At 59.1% G+C, this 15,579-nt stretch carries 16 protein-coding genes and 1 tRNA gene; 5 read left to right on the top strand and 12 right to left on the bottom strand.

Translation table 11 applies throughout. From position 1 onward, the window contains the following. Positions 1-44: 44 nt before the first annotated feature. Together msrA and AGR13A_RS00325 are read right to left on the bottom strand one after the other, a co-directional pair. Positions 45-695, bottom strand: coding sequence for a peptide-methionine (S)-S-oxide reductase MsrA (msrA, locus tag AGR13A_RS00330; RefSeq protein ID WP_080832996.1), 651 nt, complete (start codon positions 693-695; stop codon positions 45-47). 76 nt (positions 696-771) lie between these two features. Then, positions 772-1,089, bottom strand: coding sequence for a hypothetical protein (locus AGR13A_RS00325; protein WP_080832994.1), 318 nt, complete (start codon positions 1,087-1,089; stop codon positions 772-774). Between the two features lie 220 nt (positions 1,090-1,309). On the opposite strand from AGR13A_RS00325, the gene AGR13A_RS00320 reads away from it, so the two are divergent. Next, a tRNA-Ser gene (locus tag AGR13A_RS00320) sits at positions 1,310-1,399 on the top strand. Between the two features lie 22 nt (positions 1,400-1,421). Here the strand turns inward: AGR13A_RS00320 and AGR13A_RS24415 are convergent. After that, positions 1,422-1,658, bottom strand: a complete 237-nt coding sequence (locus tag AGR13A_RS24415) for a hypothetical protein (protein ID WP_139785995.1) — start codon at positions 1,656-1,658, stop codon at positions 1,422-1,424. Positions 1,659-1,734: 76 nt separating this feature from the next. On the opposite strand from AGR13A_RS24415, the gene AGR13A_RS00310 reads away from it, so the two are divergent. The 4 genes from AGR13A_RS00310 to dnaJ all read left to right on the top strand — a co-directional run bounded on the left by AGR13A_RS00310 (position 1,735) and on the right by dnaJ (position 6,810). Continuing rightward, positions 1,735-2,373 (top strand): DUF2239 family protein, encoded by a 639-nt coding sequence (locus AGR13A_RS00310; RefSeq protein ID WP_080832990.1) that lies wholly within the window; start codon positions 1,735-1,737, stop codon positions 2,371-2,373. A gap of 63 nt (positions 2,374-2,436) precedes the next feature. Then, on the top strand, positions 2,437-3,342 hold the full coding sequence (locus AGR13A_RS00305; RefSeq protein WP_035219633.1) for an alpha/beta fold hydrolase: 906 nt from the start codon (positions 2,437-2,439) through the stop codon (positions 3,340-3,342). 342 nt (positions 3,343-3,684) lie between these two features. After that, positions 3,685-5,586: a molecular chaperone DnaK gene (gene dnaK / locus AGR13A_RS00300; protein ID WP_035219639.1), complete on the top strand. Its 1,902-nt coding sequence runs from the start codon at positions 3,685-3,687 to the stop codon at positions 5,584-5,586. Between the two features lie 90 nt (positions 5,587-5,676). Continuing rightward, the gene (dnaJ, locus tag AGR13A_RS00295; RefSeq protein ID WP_035219642.1) at positions 5,677-6,810 is read left to right on the top strand and encodes a molecular chaperone DnaJ; all 1,134 of its coding nucleotides are present in this window, start codon (positions 5,677-5,679) and stop codon (positions 6,808-6,810) included. A gap of 65 nt (positions 6,811-6,875) precedes the next feature. On the opposite strand, the gene AGR13A_RS00290 is transcribed toward dnaJ, so the two are convergent. From AGR13A_RS00290 to AGR13A_RS00250, 9 genes are all read right to left on the bottom strand, one after another. Next, positions 6,876-7,427 (bottom strand): DUF924 family protein, encoded by a 552-nt coding sequence (locus tag AGR13A_RS00290; protein WP_080832989.1) that lies wholly within the window; start codon positions 7,425-7,427, stop codon positions 6,876-6,878. Between the two features lie 13 nt (positions 7,428-7,440). Next, the gene (locus AGR13A_RS00285) at positions 7,441-7,653 is read right to left on the bottom strand and encodes a SlyX family protein (protein ID WP_035219653.1); all 213 of its coding nucleotides are present in this window, start codon (positions 7,651-7,653) and stop codon (positions 7,441-7,443) included. A gap of 152 nt (positions 7,654-7,805) precedes the next feature. Continuing rightward, a complete protein-coding gene (locus AGR13A_RS00280; RefSeq protein ID WP_035219655.1) occupies positions 7,806-9,311 on the bottom strand; it encodes a tripartite tricarboxylate transporter permease in 1,506 nt (501 codons plus the stop codon). A gap of 9 nt (positions 9,312-9,320) precedes the next feature. Continuing rightward, positions 9,321-9,782 carry a tripartite tricarboxylate transporter TctB family protein gene (locus tag AGR13A_RS00275; RefSeq protein ID WP_035240376.1) on the bottom strand — a complete coding sequence of 154 codons (462 nt, stop codon included), beginning with the start codon at positions 9,780-9,782 and terminating at the stop codon, positions 9,321-9,323. Between the two features lie 100 nt (positions 9,783-9,882). Beyond that, positions 9,883-10,866 (bottom strand): tripartite tricarboxylate transporter substrate-binding protein, encoded by a 984-nt coding sequence (locus AGR13A_RS00270; protein ID WP_080836395.1) that lies wholly within the window; start codon positions 10,864-10,866, stop codon positions 9,883-9,885. A gap of 198 nt (positions 10,867-11,064) precedes the next feature. After that, positions 11,065-12,411: a sigma-54-dependent transcriptional regulator gene (locus AGR13A_RS00265; RefSeq protein ID WP_035219661.1), complete on the bottom strand. Its 1,347-nt coding sequence runs from the start codon at positions 12,409-12,411 to the stop codon at positions 11,065-11,067. Next, positions 12,408-14,210, bottom strand: a complete 1,803-nt coding sequence (locus AGR13A_RS00260) for a sensor histidine kinase (protein ID WP_167377358.1) — start codon at positions 14,208-14,210, stop codon at positions 12,408-12,410. Before AGR13A_RS00260 ends, AGR13A_RS00265 begins: the two co-directional genes overlap by 4 nt. Before the next feature lie 181 nt (positions 14,211-14,391). Further along, a complete protein-coding gene (rpmF, locus tag AGR13A_RS00255; RefSeq protein ID WP_003507205.1) occupies positions 14,392-14,577 on the bottom strand; it encodes a 50S ribosomal protein L32 in 186 nt (61 codons plus the stop codon). Between the two features lie 186 nt (positions 14,578-14,763). Next, positions 14,764-15,489 carry a DUF1868 domain-containing protein gene (locus AGR13A_RS00250; RefSeq protein ID WP_080832984.1) on the bottom strand — a complete coding sequence of 242 codons (726 nt, stop codon included), beginning with the start codon at positions 15,487-15,489 and terminating at the stop codon, positions 14,764-14,766. Positions 15,490-15,579 lie beyond the last annotated feature (90 nt).

Genomic DNA, 15,579 nt, shown 5'->3' with positions numbered 1-15,579 from the left:
CTGGCGCTTTTTTAGTCTTTCCACCGGCCAAAGCTGCAAAAAATCTAGTCGATATTGCAGCTTACGCCTGTTCCCCTGAGGCCGCAGTAGCCACCCGGGTTCTTGGCAAGATATTGCTGATGATAGTCTTCCGCGTAATAAAATGTTTCAAGCGGCCCGATCTCGGTGGTGATAGCGCTGCCATGGCCCGCCGTCTCCAGGGCGTCCTGAAAAGCGTCACGCGCCTTCTGCGCCTGCTGCAGCTGGCCTTCCGTCGTCGCGTAAATGGCGGAACGATAGGTCGTGCCGACATCGTTGCCCTGCCGCATTCCCTGAGTGGGATCATGCTCCTCGAAGAATATCTTGAGCAGGCCCGAGAGCGAGATGACAGCCGGATCGTAAACAACCTTGACCACTTCGGCGTGGCCCGTCTGGCCCGTCGTCGTCTCCTGATAGGTCGGGTTGCGGGTAAAGCCGCCAGCATAACCCACCGCTGTCACCCACACGCCCGGCGTTTTCCAGAACAGCCGTTCCGCACCCCAGAAGCAGCCCATGCCGAGATAGATGGTTTCAAGACCATCGGGATAAGGCCCTTTCAAAGGCCGGCCATTGACGAAATGGTTTTCCGGCACCGCAAGGGCCTCTTCGCGTCCGGGCAAAGCGGTTTCTTCGGTCGGCATCGTCGTTTTTTTTGAAAGCGTATCGAACAGGAACATTCGGTCCTCCATGCGGCCAGTTCCGCCGCTTCTCATGGTTCACATCTGCGGGCGCGCCCGATTCAACAGACAAAAGTCAGGCCGACAAACGCCTCATCGCCTTGTGTTTCCTGTAACCCGCCATCCAGCAAAGCAGGGAAAGCGCCAGGGAAACGGCAAATGCCGGCACCGTCGACAGGGCATTTTCAACGAAGCGCCACGCTTCAGGGTGAATATAGTGAGCCATGGCCGCTTCCACCATGGTGCGCGAGGCAGGAAGAAGATAGTTCCAGACGGACAGGATGCCGGTGATGTTGACCGAGGATGTGGAAACCGAGCGGATCGAATCGAGCACACCCAGAAAAACCGCCGCCACGAGGAAAAGAAAGCTCAAAAACCGCAAAAAAGCTTTCATCGGGGACACCTCGCTTACGAGCCGCCGGTCGGGCAGCCATGTTTTGAAACCTATAATGCATCGATAAAGGCGGGAAAACCGCTTTGCAATCGCATCGGAACGCAGGAAATTGCCGACATTTCAAAAAACTGTCAGATTCGTGTTGATCCCTGCGAATTCATCGGTATATATCGCGCCGTTCCAGTGATTTGCATTCTTCAAAACATGCAGATTTGAAAAAGGACAGGTGGCCGAGTGGTTTAAGGCGCACGCCTGGAACGCGTGTGTGCGTGAAAGCGTACCGTGGGTTCGAATCCCACCCTGTCCGCCATTTCACCGCGCGTCATAAAACATCACCGAGCAGCTGCGCGACGCCTACCATGGCTGGCTTCGCTCTTTTCAGGTCCCTCTCCGCCGCTATCAGCTGCATCGACGCGGATCGTTATCAGGACATCGCCATAATCTGGAACGGCCTCGAAGAGTTCACGGGCAATCGTCAGCGCAGGTTTCTCGCGCGCTGCGGCGTGCCAATCCCTGACCATGGTAAATTCCAATTCCACCTTCGCTGAACGAGCTTTTTCGAACGGCATTAATTTTACCCGGATATAATTGACGAATCGTATTTTACCCGGGTATTAAGCGCACATCCATTTCGGCGAGCGCGACATGTCCAATTCCTCGAGCAAAACTTGCACCGCATTTTCCGGCAATAAATTGCTGTTCACCGGCCCTTTGGCCGAAGTGGCCATTGCAATTGGCCGATCAGGCGAGACCGACGCCGCCGTGCTTGTGTTCGATGATGCGACGGGCCGTGTTGTCGATCTCGATCTGCGCGGTACCGATGCGGACATCGTTGAACGGCTGTCTCAGCCTCTCAAGACATTGGCGGGACGGTATCGTCCGAGGGCCGACACCGCCGACGCGACGCTTTTGGAGGAAGATCGGGATCAGAAAAGCCGCGGCCGGCCGAAACTCGGAGTTGTCGCCCGCGAAGTGACGTTGCTGCCACGGCAATGGGAATGGCTGGCAGGCCAGCCCGGCGGCGCTTCTGCCACTCTACGGCGTCTGGTAGAAGAGGCCCGGAAGGCAATGGATCCGCACCAGCAAAGGCGAGTGGCGCAGGAGGCCGCGTATCGATTCATGCAGGCGATCGCGGGAAATCTGCCCGGTTACGAAGAGGCGACACGTGCCCTTTTTGCTGATGATCGCCCCGCGCTGGAAGAACGGCTCGCCTCATGGCCCGCAGATATCAGGACTTACGCCCTGCGTCTCGCATTCGGCCCGACCGATCCTGCGTATTCGTGACGCGCTCCCTGTCTTCCGCACCGTCACGAAAGTCGTTCCAATGATTGCCGATGGAGGGCAGCCATGAACATTGCAAAATCCAATGGCATCGAACTCGCCTGGGACAGTTTTGGCGATGCCGCGAATGAGGCGATCCTACTGATTTCCGGACTGGGAACACAGATGATCCGCTGGACGAAGCCTTTCTGCCAGGACCTGGCCGCGAGAGGGTATCGCGTAATCCGCTTCGACAATAGGGATACCGGATATTCCACCCATTTCAGCGCCTCTCCCACACCGGATTTCGGCACCCTTGCGGCTGAATTGATGGCGGGACGCCGGCCGGACGTCCCCTATTCGCTCAGCGATATGGCGAAGGACACCGTCGGCCTTCTCGATGCGCTCGGCATCGCGAGGGCTCATGTCGTCGGCCGCTCCATGGGCGGCATGATCGCACAAATTCTTGCTAGCGATCACGCTGACCGTGTCCTTTCCCTGACTTCGATCATGTCGAGCACCGGTAATCCCGCCCTGCCGCAGGCGGCACCCGATGTCATGGCGATGATGATGCGCCCCGCCCCTGATCCCACCATCGATCAGGAAGGGTTTCTGGCTGTACGTCTTGCTTTCGCGTGCCGGATTGCCGGCATGGGTTATCCGTTCAACGAAGACGCCCATCGCGCCCTTTTGCTGGAAGAGGTGCATCGCGACCATGATCCCGGTGGCGTGGCACGGCAGATCGCCGGCATGGCCGTGGCTGGGGACCGGCGCTCACGTCTGGCGACGATCACGGTGCCGACGCTCATCATTCATGGAACGGATGATCCCTTGATCCCGCCGGCCTGCGGTTATGATACGGCGCTTTCGATTCCAGACGCGATTTATCTGCCGATCAAGGGAATGGGACACGACATGCCGCGCGCACTTGACCAGACGGTTATCGACGCCATTTGCAGCATGATTAAAGAGAGAGTGCCTCGCGAGGCGTGAGACCCTTCCGGCCCACCATAAGCCCCATAATCGCGAAAGCGGTCAAAACCGCTTCGGAATCGGAGCTCGTTCTCCACCGCCGCCATCGCATCTGATGGCGGGACAGCATAATGTCCAAGTCGCGTTTTCCCGCTTCCGCAAGCCTTGATGGCTATGCTTCTGCACAGACAGGGGTTTCTTGCGCTTTTTTGCTGCGCTTCCCCCTCTCTTGCGCCTTGCAGCAGGAAAAATCGCTCCTTATATACGCCGCATAACTGCAGCGAATACTGCAAATCCAAGTCAAGGAGTTGTCAATGGAATGCCTCACGGGGTTCCGACGGCTCGCTTCAAGGAGAGAAGAGCATGGCAAAAGTAATCGGTATCGACCTTGGCACGACCAATTCCTGCGTCGCAGTGATGGACGGCAAGGACACGAAAGTAATTGAAAACGCGGAAGGCGCGCGCACCACGCCGTCCATGGTGGCATTTTCCGACGATGGCGAACGCCTTGTCGGCCAGCCGGCCAAGCGCCAGGCGGTCACCAACCCGACCAACACCCTGTTTGCGGTCAAGCGCCTCATCGGCCGTCGTTATGAAGACCCGACCGTTGAAAAGGACAAGGCCCTCGTCCCCTTCGAAATCGTCAAGGGCGACAATGGCGACGCCTGGGTGAAGGCGCAGGACAAGAATTATTCCCCGTCGCAGATTTCCGCGATGATCCTTCAGAAGATGAAGGAAACAGCTGAATCCTATCTCGGCGAAAAGGTCGAGAAGGCCGTCATCACCGTTCCGGCCTACTTCAACGACGCCCAGCGCCAGGCAACCAAGGATGCTGGCCGCATTGCCGGCCTTGATGTTCTGCGCATCATCAACGAGCCGACCGCGGCAGCGCTTGCCTATGGCCTCGACAAGAAGGACGGCAAGACCATCGCCGTTTACGACCTTGGCGGCGGTACCTTCGATATTTCCGTTCTGGAAATCGGCGACGGCGTTTTCGAAGTGAAGTCCACCAACGGCGATACCTTCCTTGGTGGTGAAGACTTCGACATGCGTCTGGTCGAATATCTGGCCGGCGAGTTCAAGAAGGATCAGGGCATCGACCTGAAGAACGACAAGCTCGCTCTGCAGCGCCTCAAGGAAGCTGCGGAAAAGGCAAAGATCGAACTTTCGTCCTCGCAGCAGACCGAAATCAACCTGCCGTTCATCACGGCCGATGCTTCCGGTCCGAAGCACCTGACGCTGAAGCTGACCCGCGCCAAGTTCGAAAGCCTGGTGGACGATCTGGTGCAGCGCACCGTCGCACCGTGCAAGGCAGCACTCAAGGATGCCGGCGTTTCCGCTTCCGAGATCGATGAAGTCGTTCTCGTCGGTGGCATGAGCCGCATGCCGAAGGTGCAGGAAGTCGTCAAGCAGCTGTTCGGCAAGGAGCCGCACAAGGGCGTGAACCCGGATGAAGTGGTCGCCATGGGCGCCGCCATTCAGGCCGGCGTTCTGCAGGGCGACGTCAAGGACGTTCTGCTGCTCGACGTGACCCCGCTGTCGCTCGGCATCGAAACGCTCGGTGGCGTCTTCACCCGTCTGATCGATCGCAACACGACGATCCCGACCAAGAAGAGCCAGACCTTCTCGACCGCCGAAGACAACCAGTCGGCCGTGACCATCCGCGTTTCGCAGGGCGAGCGCGAAATGGCGCAGGACAACAAGCTGCTCGGCCAGTTCGACCTCGTCGGCCTGCCGCCGTCGCCGCGCGGCGTTCCGCAGATCGAAGTGACCTTCGATATCGACGCCAACGGCATCGTGCAGGTATCCGCCAAGGACAAGGGGACGGGCAAGGAACAGCAGATCCGCATCCAGGCCTCCGGTGGTCTTTCCGACGCCGACATCGAAAAGATGGTCAAGGACGCTGAAGCCAATGCCGAAGCCGACAAGAAGCGTCGTGCGGGTGTCGAGGCCAAGAACCAGGCCGAAAGCCTCATTCACTCCACCGAGAAGTCGGTGAAGGAATATGGTGACAAGGTTTCCGAGACGGACCGCAAGGCCATCGAAGACGCCATTGCCAGCCTGAAGACGGCGGTTGAAGCTTCCGAGCCGGATGCCGACGACATTCAGGCGAAGACCCAGACCCTCATGGAAGTCTCCATGAAGCTCGGTCAGGCCATCTACGAAGCGCAGCAGGCCGAGGCCGGCGACGCTTCTGAAGGCGGCAAGGACGACGTCGTCGATGCCGACTATGAAGAAATCAAGGACGACAAGAAGTCCGCATAATCGCGTGGCTTCCCTACTCCTCACACCATATGCAAGACATCCGGCTGCCGACGTGCAGCCGGAAATCCATTTGCGGGGCTTGTTATCTTAATGGCGAAAGCAGACTTTTACGAAACACTTGGCGTCAGCAAGACCGCGGACGAAAAAGAGCTGAAAAGCGCCTTCCGCAAACTCGCGATGAAATATCATCCGGACAAGAACCCGGATAACGCCGAATCCGAGCAGAAATTCAAGGAAATCAACGAAGCATACGAAACGCTGAAGGACCCGCAGAAGCGTGCGGCCTATGATCGTTTCGGCCACGCCGCATTTGAAAATGGCGGCATGGGCGGCGGTGGCATGGGCGGCGGCGGTTTCGCCAATGGCGGCTTCTCCGATATATTCGAGGACATCTTCGGCGAGATGATGGGTGGTGGACGCGCACGCCGCTCTTCCGGCGGGCGTGAGCGCGGCGCCGACCTTCGCTACAACATGGAAATCACGCTGGAGGAAGCCTTTGCCGGCAAGACGGCGCAGATCAGGGTTCCGACCTCGATCACCTGCGACGTCTGTTCCGGCTCCGGCGCCAAACCCGGCACGCAGCCGAAGACCTGCGCCACCTGTCAGGGCTCCGGCCGCGTACGCGCGGCGCAGGGTTTCTTCTCGGTGGAACGCACCTGCCCGACCTGCCATGGTCGCGGACAGACGATTTCCGACCCCTGCGGCAAGTGCCACGGCCAGGGCCGTGTGACGGAAGAGCGTTCGCTCTCGGTCAACATTCCCTCGGGCATCGAGGATGGCACCCGCATTCGCCTGCAGGGCGAAGGCGAGGCAGGCATGCGCGGTGGCCCGGCGGGCGATCTTTACATCTTCCTGTCGGTCCGGCCGCATGAGTTCTTCCAGCGCGACGGCGCCGATCTTTATTGCACCGTGCCGATTTCCATGACCACGGCGGCACTTGGCGGCACTTTCGATGTCACGACGCTCGACGGCACCAAGTCGCGTGTCACGGTTCCGGAAGGCACCCAACCAGGCAAGCAGTTCCGTCTGAAGGGCAAGGGCATGCCGGTGCTGCGTTCGGCGCAGACGGGCGATCTCTATATCCAGATCCAGATCGAGACGCCGCAGAAACTCAGCAAACGTCAGCGCGAGCTGTTGCAGGAGTTCGAGCAGCTATCCTCCAAGGAGAACAATCCGGAATCGACCGGCTTCTTTGCCCGGATGAAGGAATTTTTCGACGGCTGATTATCGTCGTTACGCATCATGATAAACGCCGCCGTCTTTCGGGACAGGCGGCGTTTTTGTTCAGATCAGCCGGAAAAACCGCCTTCCTGCAGATATAGCCGTTCCTCCGGCGTCGTTTCCCGCAGCAATATGTCGTTGCGGTGCGGAAAACGGCCGAAGCGCTGGACGATATCGCGATGCTCTTCAGCATGGTGCAGATAAAGCCCGCCAAGCGGCTGGTTGAGAGTGCAGGCACGCTCCTGATCCTGCAGGTCTTCCGCATGAGAAAAGGGCAGATAAAAAAAGACGCGCAAATCCTCGCCCAGCGCCTGATCATGGCCCCGGCGGATCGCCTTGTCGGCGAATAACCGCGCCAGCGGATCGGTCGCATACATATGCGCGGTGCCACGAAAGCAGTTGCGCGGAAACTGATCCAGCAGAAGCATCAGCGCCAGACTGCTTTCCGGCTCCCCCAGCCAGTCATCCAGTTCGCGCCTCGCGGCGGCAAAATGGGCGTCGCGGAAACGGTCGTGGAAGTGGTTGTCGAAGGCGGCATCCTTGTCGAACCATTTTTCAGGTCCCGCCTTCCTCCAGAAATCCACGATATCGGCGGCAAGTGCGGCTGTGTCTTTTTTCATTGGGTCTTCCCTGTCAGTAATGCGGCGGACGGGTGATTGCAGGCGCGTCCAGCGATTGCTCCTCCAGACTCAGAAACCTCTCCGTCAAGCGGTCGAGCTTGGCGCGGGTCTGTTCCACCACCTTCCACTGCTCCGCCAGCTGATCGGACAGTTCCTCCACGGCCTTGGCCTGATGCGCGATCGTTTCCTCAAGCGCGATGATCCGTTTTTCGGTTTCCGACGTCATATCGACCTCTCTTTCCCGCCCTTCCTTGTGCCTTACGAGCTTCGAGTCAACCATACGCCGCTTTCGTGAACCGGATTCGTCATAATGATCGACTCAACAAAAAACGCCGGCGACGTTTCCATCACCGGCGTCCGAATTTTTCCTGATTTTGCTCAGTCCTCTTCGACGAAGACTTCTTCGCGCTTTTTCTTCACGCTTGGCAGGAAGACGACGATCAACACCGCAAGCGCAATAAAAAGCAGGGTGGCGCTGATCGGACGCGTGACGAAGGTCATCGGATCGCCACGCGACAGGATCATGGCGCGGCGCAGGTTCTCTTCCAGCAGCGGGCCAAGCACGAAACCCAGAAGCAGCGGCGCCGGCTCGCAGCGCAATTTCACCAACACGTAACCGATGAAACCGAAAAAGGCGACGGCATAGAGATCGAAGACGTTTGAATTGACGCTGTAAACCCCGATGGCGCAGAAAGCCATGATGATGGGGAACAGCACGTAATAGGGCACCGTCAACAGCTTCACCCACAGCCCGATCAGGGGCAGGTTCAGGATGACGAGCATCAGATTACCGATCCACATGGACGCGATGATGCCCCAGAACAGCGCCGGCTGCTCGGTCGCAACGTTGGGGCCCGGCACGATGCCCTGAATGATCATCGCACCGATCATCAGCGCCATAACCGGGTTGGCTGGGATGCCAAGGGTGAGCAACGGAATGAAGGAGGTCTGGGCGCCAGCATTATTGGCGGATTCCGGACCGGCCACGCCGGCAACCGCGCCATGCCCGAATTCCTCCGGGTTCTTGGAGACGCGTTTTTCCACGGTGTAGGAAGCGAAGGCAGCGAGGATTGCGCCGCCGCCCGGCAGGATGCCGAGTGCGGAACCGATGGCCGTGCCGCGCAGCACCGGGCCGATCATACGCTTGAAATCCTCCTTCGACGGCATCAGGCTGCTGACCTTGGCGATCAGCACCGACCGGGTGCGTTCATTCTCGAGATTGCGCAAGATTTCAGCGATGCCGAAGACGCCAACAGCGACCGCAACGAAGTTCAGGCCATCGGCATACTCGCGGATGCCGAGGGTGAAGCGCGGCGTGCCGCTATAGATATCGGTGCCGACCAAGCCGAGCAGCAGGCCGAGCACCACCATGGCCAGCGCCTTGACGATGGAGCCATGGGCAAGTGCGATCGACGAAACGAGGCCGACGACCATCAGCGAGAAATATTCCGCCGCGCCAAACTCCAGCGCAATCGCCGTCAGAGGCGGGGCGAAGATTGCCACGAGAAAGGTGGATACCGTGCCGGCAAAGAACGAACCGATGGCAGCAATGGCGAGTGCGGCACCCGCCTTGCCCTTGCGCGCCATCTGGTAACCATCGATGGCAGTGACGGCAGAGGACGATTCGCCAGGCATATTGATCAGGATGGCCGTGGTGGAGCCGCCATATTGCGCGCCATAATAAATGCCGGCGAGCATGATCAGCGATGAGACGGGTTCGAGCTGGAAGGTGATCGGCAGCAGCATGGCGATGGTCGCCGTCGCGCCGATGCCGGGCAGCACGCCGATCAGGGTACCGAGCAGCACGCCGATCAGGCAGAAGAACAGGTTTGCCAGCGACGAGGCGGTGACGAAACCGAGAGCAAGATTATCGAGCAAATCCATCGCAGCACCTCAAAATTTAAGCCAGGGGCCGAAGCGCTGGAACGGCAGGCCGAGACCGTAATTGAAAACAGCGACGGAAAAGACCGTGATGGCTGCGGAAAGAATGACCGCCATGAGCGGGCTCATCTTGTGGGAGGCGAAGGCCGCGATAAGGGCACTGAAAAAAAGCGCCGGCACAAAGCCGAGGCCCCGGACAGTGAAACCGAAGAAGATTGGCGCGGGCAGGATGAAAAATATGCCTCGCCAGGCGATCGCTCCGATACCTTCCCCGGCGGGGCGGGCCGACCGCAGAAATATGACGCCACCGAGCAGGATCAGGATGATTGCGAGAACGAGCGGGAAATAGCCCGGTCCCATGCGAAAGGCGGTTCCGATCTCCAGCCCATAAGACTGCAAGGCGAAAAAGACGCCAAGTCCCATGAAAATTGCCCCGCAGACTGCCTCGGCAGGGTCATTAAATAACGACTTCATGAAAGATGCCCCTCCATTGCGGCCGGTGACACACCGATCCGCGCTTTAAATCGATGGCAAAAAGCCGGCGGCAGGGTGCCGCCGGCGATTGCTTTGACCATCAGTCGGCATATTGGCCGGCGGACTCGATCACCGGCTTCCAGCGAGCGATTTCGCTTTCAAGCTTGGTTTTCAGGGCGGCGGGCGTCGCATCGCTTTCCGGCGAAGGCGTGGTGCCGAGTTCGGCAAAACGAGCCGCGACATTCTTGTCCTTCAGCGCGATCTGCAGCGACTTGGAGAGTTTTTCGTTGATTTCAGCAGGCGTGCCCTTGGGCGTGTAGATGCCGTGCCAGATGCCGACCTCAAGCTTCGGCAAGCCCGATTCGGCGACCGTGGGTACATCCGGCAGCACATCAAGCCGCTTGGCCGAGGTCACGGCATAGGCTTTCACGGTTCCGCCCTGGATCTGCTTGGTGGTGTTGGTGGTCTGGTCGCACATGATGTCGACCTGGCCGCCGAGCAGGTCGGTCATGGCCGGGCCTGTGCCCTTGTAGGGAACGGTGACGAGCGGTGTCTCAATGGCGCTCATGAACAGCATGCCGCACAGATGCGAAGCGGCGCCGATGCCGGCATTGGCGACGGTTACCTTGTCCTTGTTCGCCTTGGCATAATCGATCAGACCCTTGAGATCCTTGGTCTCGAGGTTCTTGCGCGACAGGATGGTCATCGGAACTTCCGTGACCAGGCCGACATATTCGAACGCGTTCAGCGTATCATAGGCGAGCTTGCGATAGAGCGTGGCGCTCGTCGCCATGCCGATATGATGCAGGAGAACGGTGTAGCCGTCCGGATCGGCTGCCGCCACGCGGCCTGCACCCAGTGTGCCACCCGCACCGCCGACATTTTCAACGATGATCTGCTGGCCGAGATCCTTCGACATGGATTCAGCGACAAGACGCGCAACCGTATCCGTCGGACCACCGGCGGCAAAAGGCACGACCATGGTGATGTTGCGCTCTGGATAGTTCTGAGCGGATGCGGACAGCGCAAAAAGGGAAACGGCAGCGGCGGCAGCAAGGCCGGTAACTGTCTTCAGTATTTTCATCGATTCCTCCCGGATGAAAATGTTCGCCACTTCAGCCGCGCATACTCCTCTATGGCGGCCGGGGTGAGCTATTTGCGATCCGGGATCAGCGTTCAGCAATGGCGGTCTTGCAAATGAGGTGCGGTTTTATCGCTATCACTGCTGGCAATGGGTGGATTTCCACCCATGAGGCCTCGTCCATGGGTGGAAATCCACCCATTACACCTCGGTCATATGACGGTGCAGTTCGTATTTCTGCATTTTTTCGTAAAGCGTTTTGCGCGAGATACCGAGCGCCTCATAGACGGATTTCAGATTTCCGCCATGGACGGCTATCGCGCGCGCAATGAGGCTCTTTTCATAAGCGGCGACCTTCGCGGCAAGTGCTGCCCTGCCATCGTCCGGGAACGGCAGCGATGGTTCGGCAACGTCGCTTTCCAGACCGAGCACGAAGCGGTCCGCCGCATTGCGCAATTCCCGCACATTGCCCGGCCATTCACGCAGGGAGATCGCCGAGAGCAGTTGCTGAGGAACCTCCATGTCTTCCCGCCCGTAACGGGCAGCGGCCTCCCTCACCAGATGCAGGAAAAGCAAGGGAATGTCAGCGCTGCGCTGCGACAGGGAGGGGACAAGAAGCGTCGCCACATTCAGGCGGTAGAGAAGGTCTGCGCGGAACCGACCGGCCGCAACCTCCTGCTCCAGATCCACCTTGCTGGTGGCGATAAAGCGGACATCGAGTTCCACTGTCTCGTTGGAGCCAAGGCGGGTAATCACCCTTTCCTGCAACACGCGCAGGAACCGGCCCTGCAATTCAAACGGCATGGAGCCTATTTCATCCAGCAGGATGGTGCCGCCGCGGGCGTGCTCGAACTTGCCGTAGCGCGGGCGCAGCGCACCCGGAAAGGCGCCCGCCTCGTGGCCGAACAGCTCGCTTTCGATCAGTGTTTGCGGCAGGGCGGCGCAATTGATCGCCACGAAGGGCCGGTTGGCTCTGGCGCTGATATCGTGAAGCGCCCGCGCCACCACCTCCTTGCCCGCGCCGGTATCGCCGACGATGAGCGTGTCGGCATCCGTCGCACCGATGGCGCGGATGCGGTAACGCAGATCGACCATGATCTGGGTTCGGCCGGGCAGACGCGTCTCGAGATCGTCATGCTTGCCCGCCACCGCCTTCAGGCGGCGGTTTTCCAGCACCAGCGCCCGCCGATCATTGGCTCTTTTGATGATGCCGGCGAGATATTGCGGGGTGAAGGGCTTTTCGATGAAGTCATAGGCGCCGTTGCGCATGGCGTTGACCGCCAGCTGCACATCGCCATGACCCGTCATCAGGATGACAGGTATTTCCGGATCAAGCTCCCTCACCTTCTGCAGCAGCGTCATGCCATCCATGCCGGGCATCCTGATATCGCTGACCACGACGCCATCGAAGCTATAGCCGATGAGTTCGAGCGCATGTTCGGCACTCGCAAGCATGGTGACGGCAAAACCGGAAAGCTCCAGCGCCTGCGCGGTGGAAAAGCGCAGTTCCTCTTCGTCATCGATCAACAGAACGCGCGACATGGTCATTCCGCCGCCACCTCCACGCGATAGGCAGCTGCCGGCAATTCGATCTCGAATTCCGCCCCGCCGTCTTCATGGTTTCTGACGCGCAGCTGGCCGCCAAAATCCTTGATGATATTGTAGGTGATGGAGAGGCCGAGACCGAGGCCGCGCCCCACACCCTTGGTGGTGAAGAAGGGATCGAAGATGCGTTCCGAAATTGCCGGCGGAACGCCGGGACCACGGTCGCGGATGAAAATCGACACCGACTGACCGTTCAGCACGGCTTTCAAAGCGATGCGGCGGTCCTCGCGCCCTTCCACCGCATCGGCGGCATTGGAGATGATGTTGACCAGCACCTGCTGCAGCCGCACCGGCCCGGCTTTCACCGCAAGCGGCACCGAACCGAGATCGACATCCAGAACCGCATCGGCGGCCTTCAGCCGCGCGCCGACGATTTCGAGCGTGTCACGAAGGACGGTATCCAGACTGACCGCAGCCATTTTTTCGTTGGGCTTGCGGGCGAAATTCCTGAGGTGCTTGCTGATGGACGCCATGCGGTCGATGAGGCCTGAAATACGCCTGAGGTTCTCCGTCACCTCTTCCAGCCGCCCCCGCTCTACCAGGAGCGACGCGTTTTCGGCATAATTCTTGGCGGCGGCAAGCGGCTGATTGAACTCATGCGACAGGGCCGCCGACATCTGCCCGAGTGCCGCAAGCTTGCCCGCCTGCACCAGATCGTTCTGCATCTTGCGCAATTGTTTCTCGGTCTGGCGGCGTTCGGCGATTTCGTGTTCGATCTCCTGGTTCACGCGCGCCAGATCAGCAGTGCGTTCCTCCACCCGGCGTTCCAGTTCCGCCTGCGCTTCCGCCTGGTGGGTCAGACGTTCACGCAGACGCCGGCGTCTTTGCAGCATGGCCGCGATAACGGCAGCGGCAAGACACAGGCAGAGAATGATGGCGATCATTGCCGTCTTGACCTGCGTTCTGAGTGAGCCCGTATCCATCAGCACGCTGACGGTCCAGCCCGCATCCGGCATCGGCTGCGACAGGACGAGATATTCCCTCTCACCGTCATCCTGGGTGATCGTCATCAATTGATGGGAGCCGAAGCTGCCGTTTTTCAGCGGCAGTTCCTTCAGGGTGGCGTTCGCGTAACGGCGGGATGCCTCCGTGCGCGCAAGCCTTTCGGGTGTCAGCGGCATCAGGCCGGAATAAAGCCATTGCGGCGTTCCCGTCATGAAGATGATGCCTTCCGGATCCGATACGAGGATGCGGTTCTCGCCATCGCCGAAGGATGCCTCTATGCCTTCAATATCGACCTTGAAGACGATGACGCCCTTGATCTCCTCGTTGAAGAGGATGGGGGCGGAGAAATAATAGCCACGTTTGTGAGAGGTGGTGCCAAGCGCGAAGAAACGCGACTTGAAGCCCTTGGCGGCATCCTGGAAATAGGGCCGGTAGCTGAAATTCTCGCCGACGAAGCTCGTGGGTCCATCGTAATTGCTGGCGGCGATCGTCTCTCCATCCAGCGTAATGATGTAGATATCGGAGGATTCCAAGAGGGTGTTGATGGATTTGAGATAGACATTGGCGCGCTGACGCAGCGCCTCATCCTTCGGATGCGCGACCAGCTCCTCAATGTCGTCGTGATCGGCGATCAGAGCCGGCAGCGGTTCGTAACGGCTCAAAAGCCCACCGAGGGCAGAGACGGCCAGCCTGAGGGTGGTGCGGCCCTGATCGGATACTTCGCCGAAATAGCTTTCCGCGATGATGCCGTCACCCTTCGTCACGGCGCCGTAGCCGAGACCGAGGCTGAGAAGCATCAACAAAATCCAGCGATATTTCACCGAAACTCCCCCTAACGCGCACCAAACTGCTCTCCCGAGCAGAGTGTAGGAGGAGTGGCCGAATTTTCCAAGTGAGTGGAAAAGACAGCCAAACGGTCCTGAAAACAAAAAACCGGCCACGAGGGCCGGTTTTTTGTAATTACAATGTCGGAAAAGCTTATGCGCTTTCCTTCGGCGTCAGAACCTGACGGCCGCGATACATACCGGTCTTCAGATCGATATGGTGCGGACGGCGCAGTTCGCCGGAGTTCTTGTCTTCAACATAGGTTGCAGACTTGAGACCGTCAGCCGAGCGGCGCATACCGCGCTTGGACGGGCTTGTTTTTCTTTTTGGTACAGCCATTTTTGTTACTCCACTTTAGCGGCGAAACAACGGAACCGGCCAGAACCAAAGGCCGAATGTCGGGTGTCTCGATATCGGAAATTTGGCGCGCTTATACATGCCCTAACGGGCTTTGACCAGCCCTGACGCGCATTTTTTCCGATTCAGCGGAACAGGGACGACGAGCAGGCTGGAGGTGCACGCAAATCAGGCCTCACTTCTATCAAAAACGATGAGTTCCTTGAAGTGGTTCATGTCCATGAATTCACAGAAAGCAGGCGGGCGCATCTCGATGACAGGGGCTGCTGCGCGCAGTTTTTCCAGCTCTTCGTCCAGCATTGCCTGCCACCGCGGCAGGCTTTCCGGCGCAAACCAGCGTGTGATGTAGGACAGCGTGATATGAAACTCATAGCTTTCGTGATCGGGATGGCGGTAACCGAAGGCTTCAGCAAATGCATCGCGCCACAGAGCGACAGTCCGGTCGTCTTCAGCGGTCGCCCCCTTCATCACCAGTCCTGTCGGTTTAAGACCCGTCACCTGCATGTTGAAGCCCGGCAGAACCGGAAAGGCCGAAAGACGGTCACGATAATATTCGGTCATCGTGTCGATCGGCGTATCGAGCGGCATCTCCTCGGGCCAATAGGGAGCCATGCGCCGGAACTCGATGATGCCCTGAAACACCGTCATATGCAGGCTGGAAACCGGCGTGAAGGCAAGCAGCGATGCCTCGGGCATGTCCAGAAAACGCTGGCGTGTCGTGATGATCGCGCTCTCGGTTTGCGAGCCTTCAACGAGGTGGCAGACGACCGTGTTACCCGGCTCGGGCAGGAATTCGCGCTCGGCGTTAAAGCGGCTGCCGAGATGGCGCGGCGGCTGATCGTGGTTGGCAGCGGAAATATACTCGAGATCTTTCGAGACGACCGGGGCGTGCATGGGGAAACTCCTTTTGAGACGTTTCCCCTAGTCCCGATACGCAACAGATCAATGACATCGACCGGTGGATTTCGCAGGTCCTGCGACCTT

The organism is Agrobacterium genomosp. 13 str. CFBP 6927, from assembly GCA_900012615.1.
GTDB lineage: Bacteria > Pseudomonadota > Alphaproteobacteria > Rhizobiales > Rhizobiaceae > Agrobacterium.
This window is presented reverse-complemented; position numbering and strand designations above follow the sequence as displayed.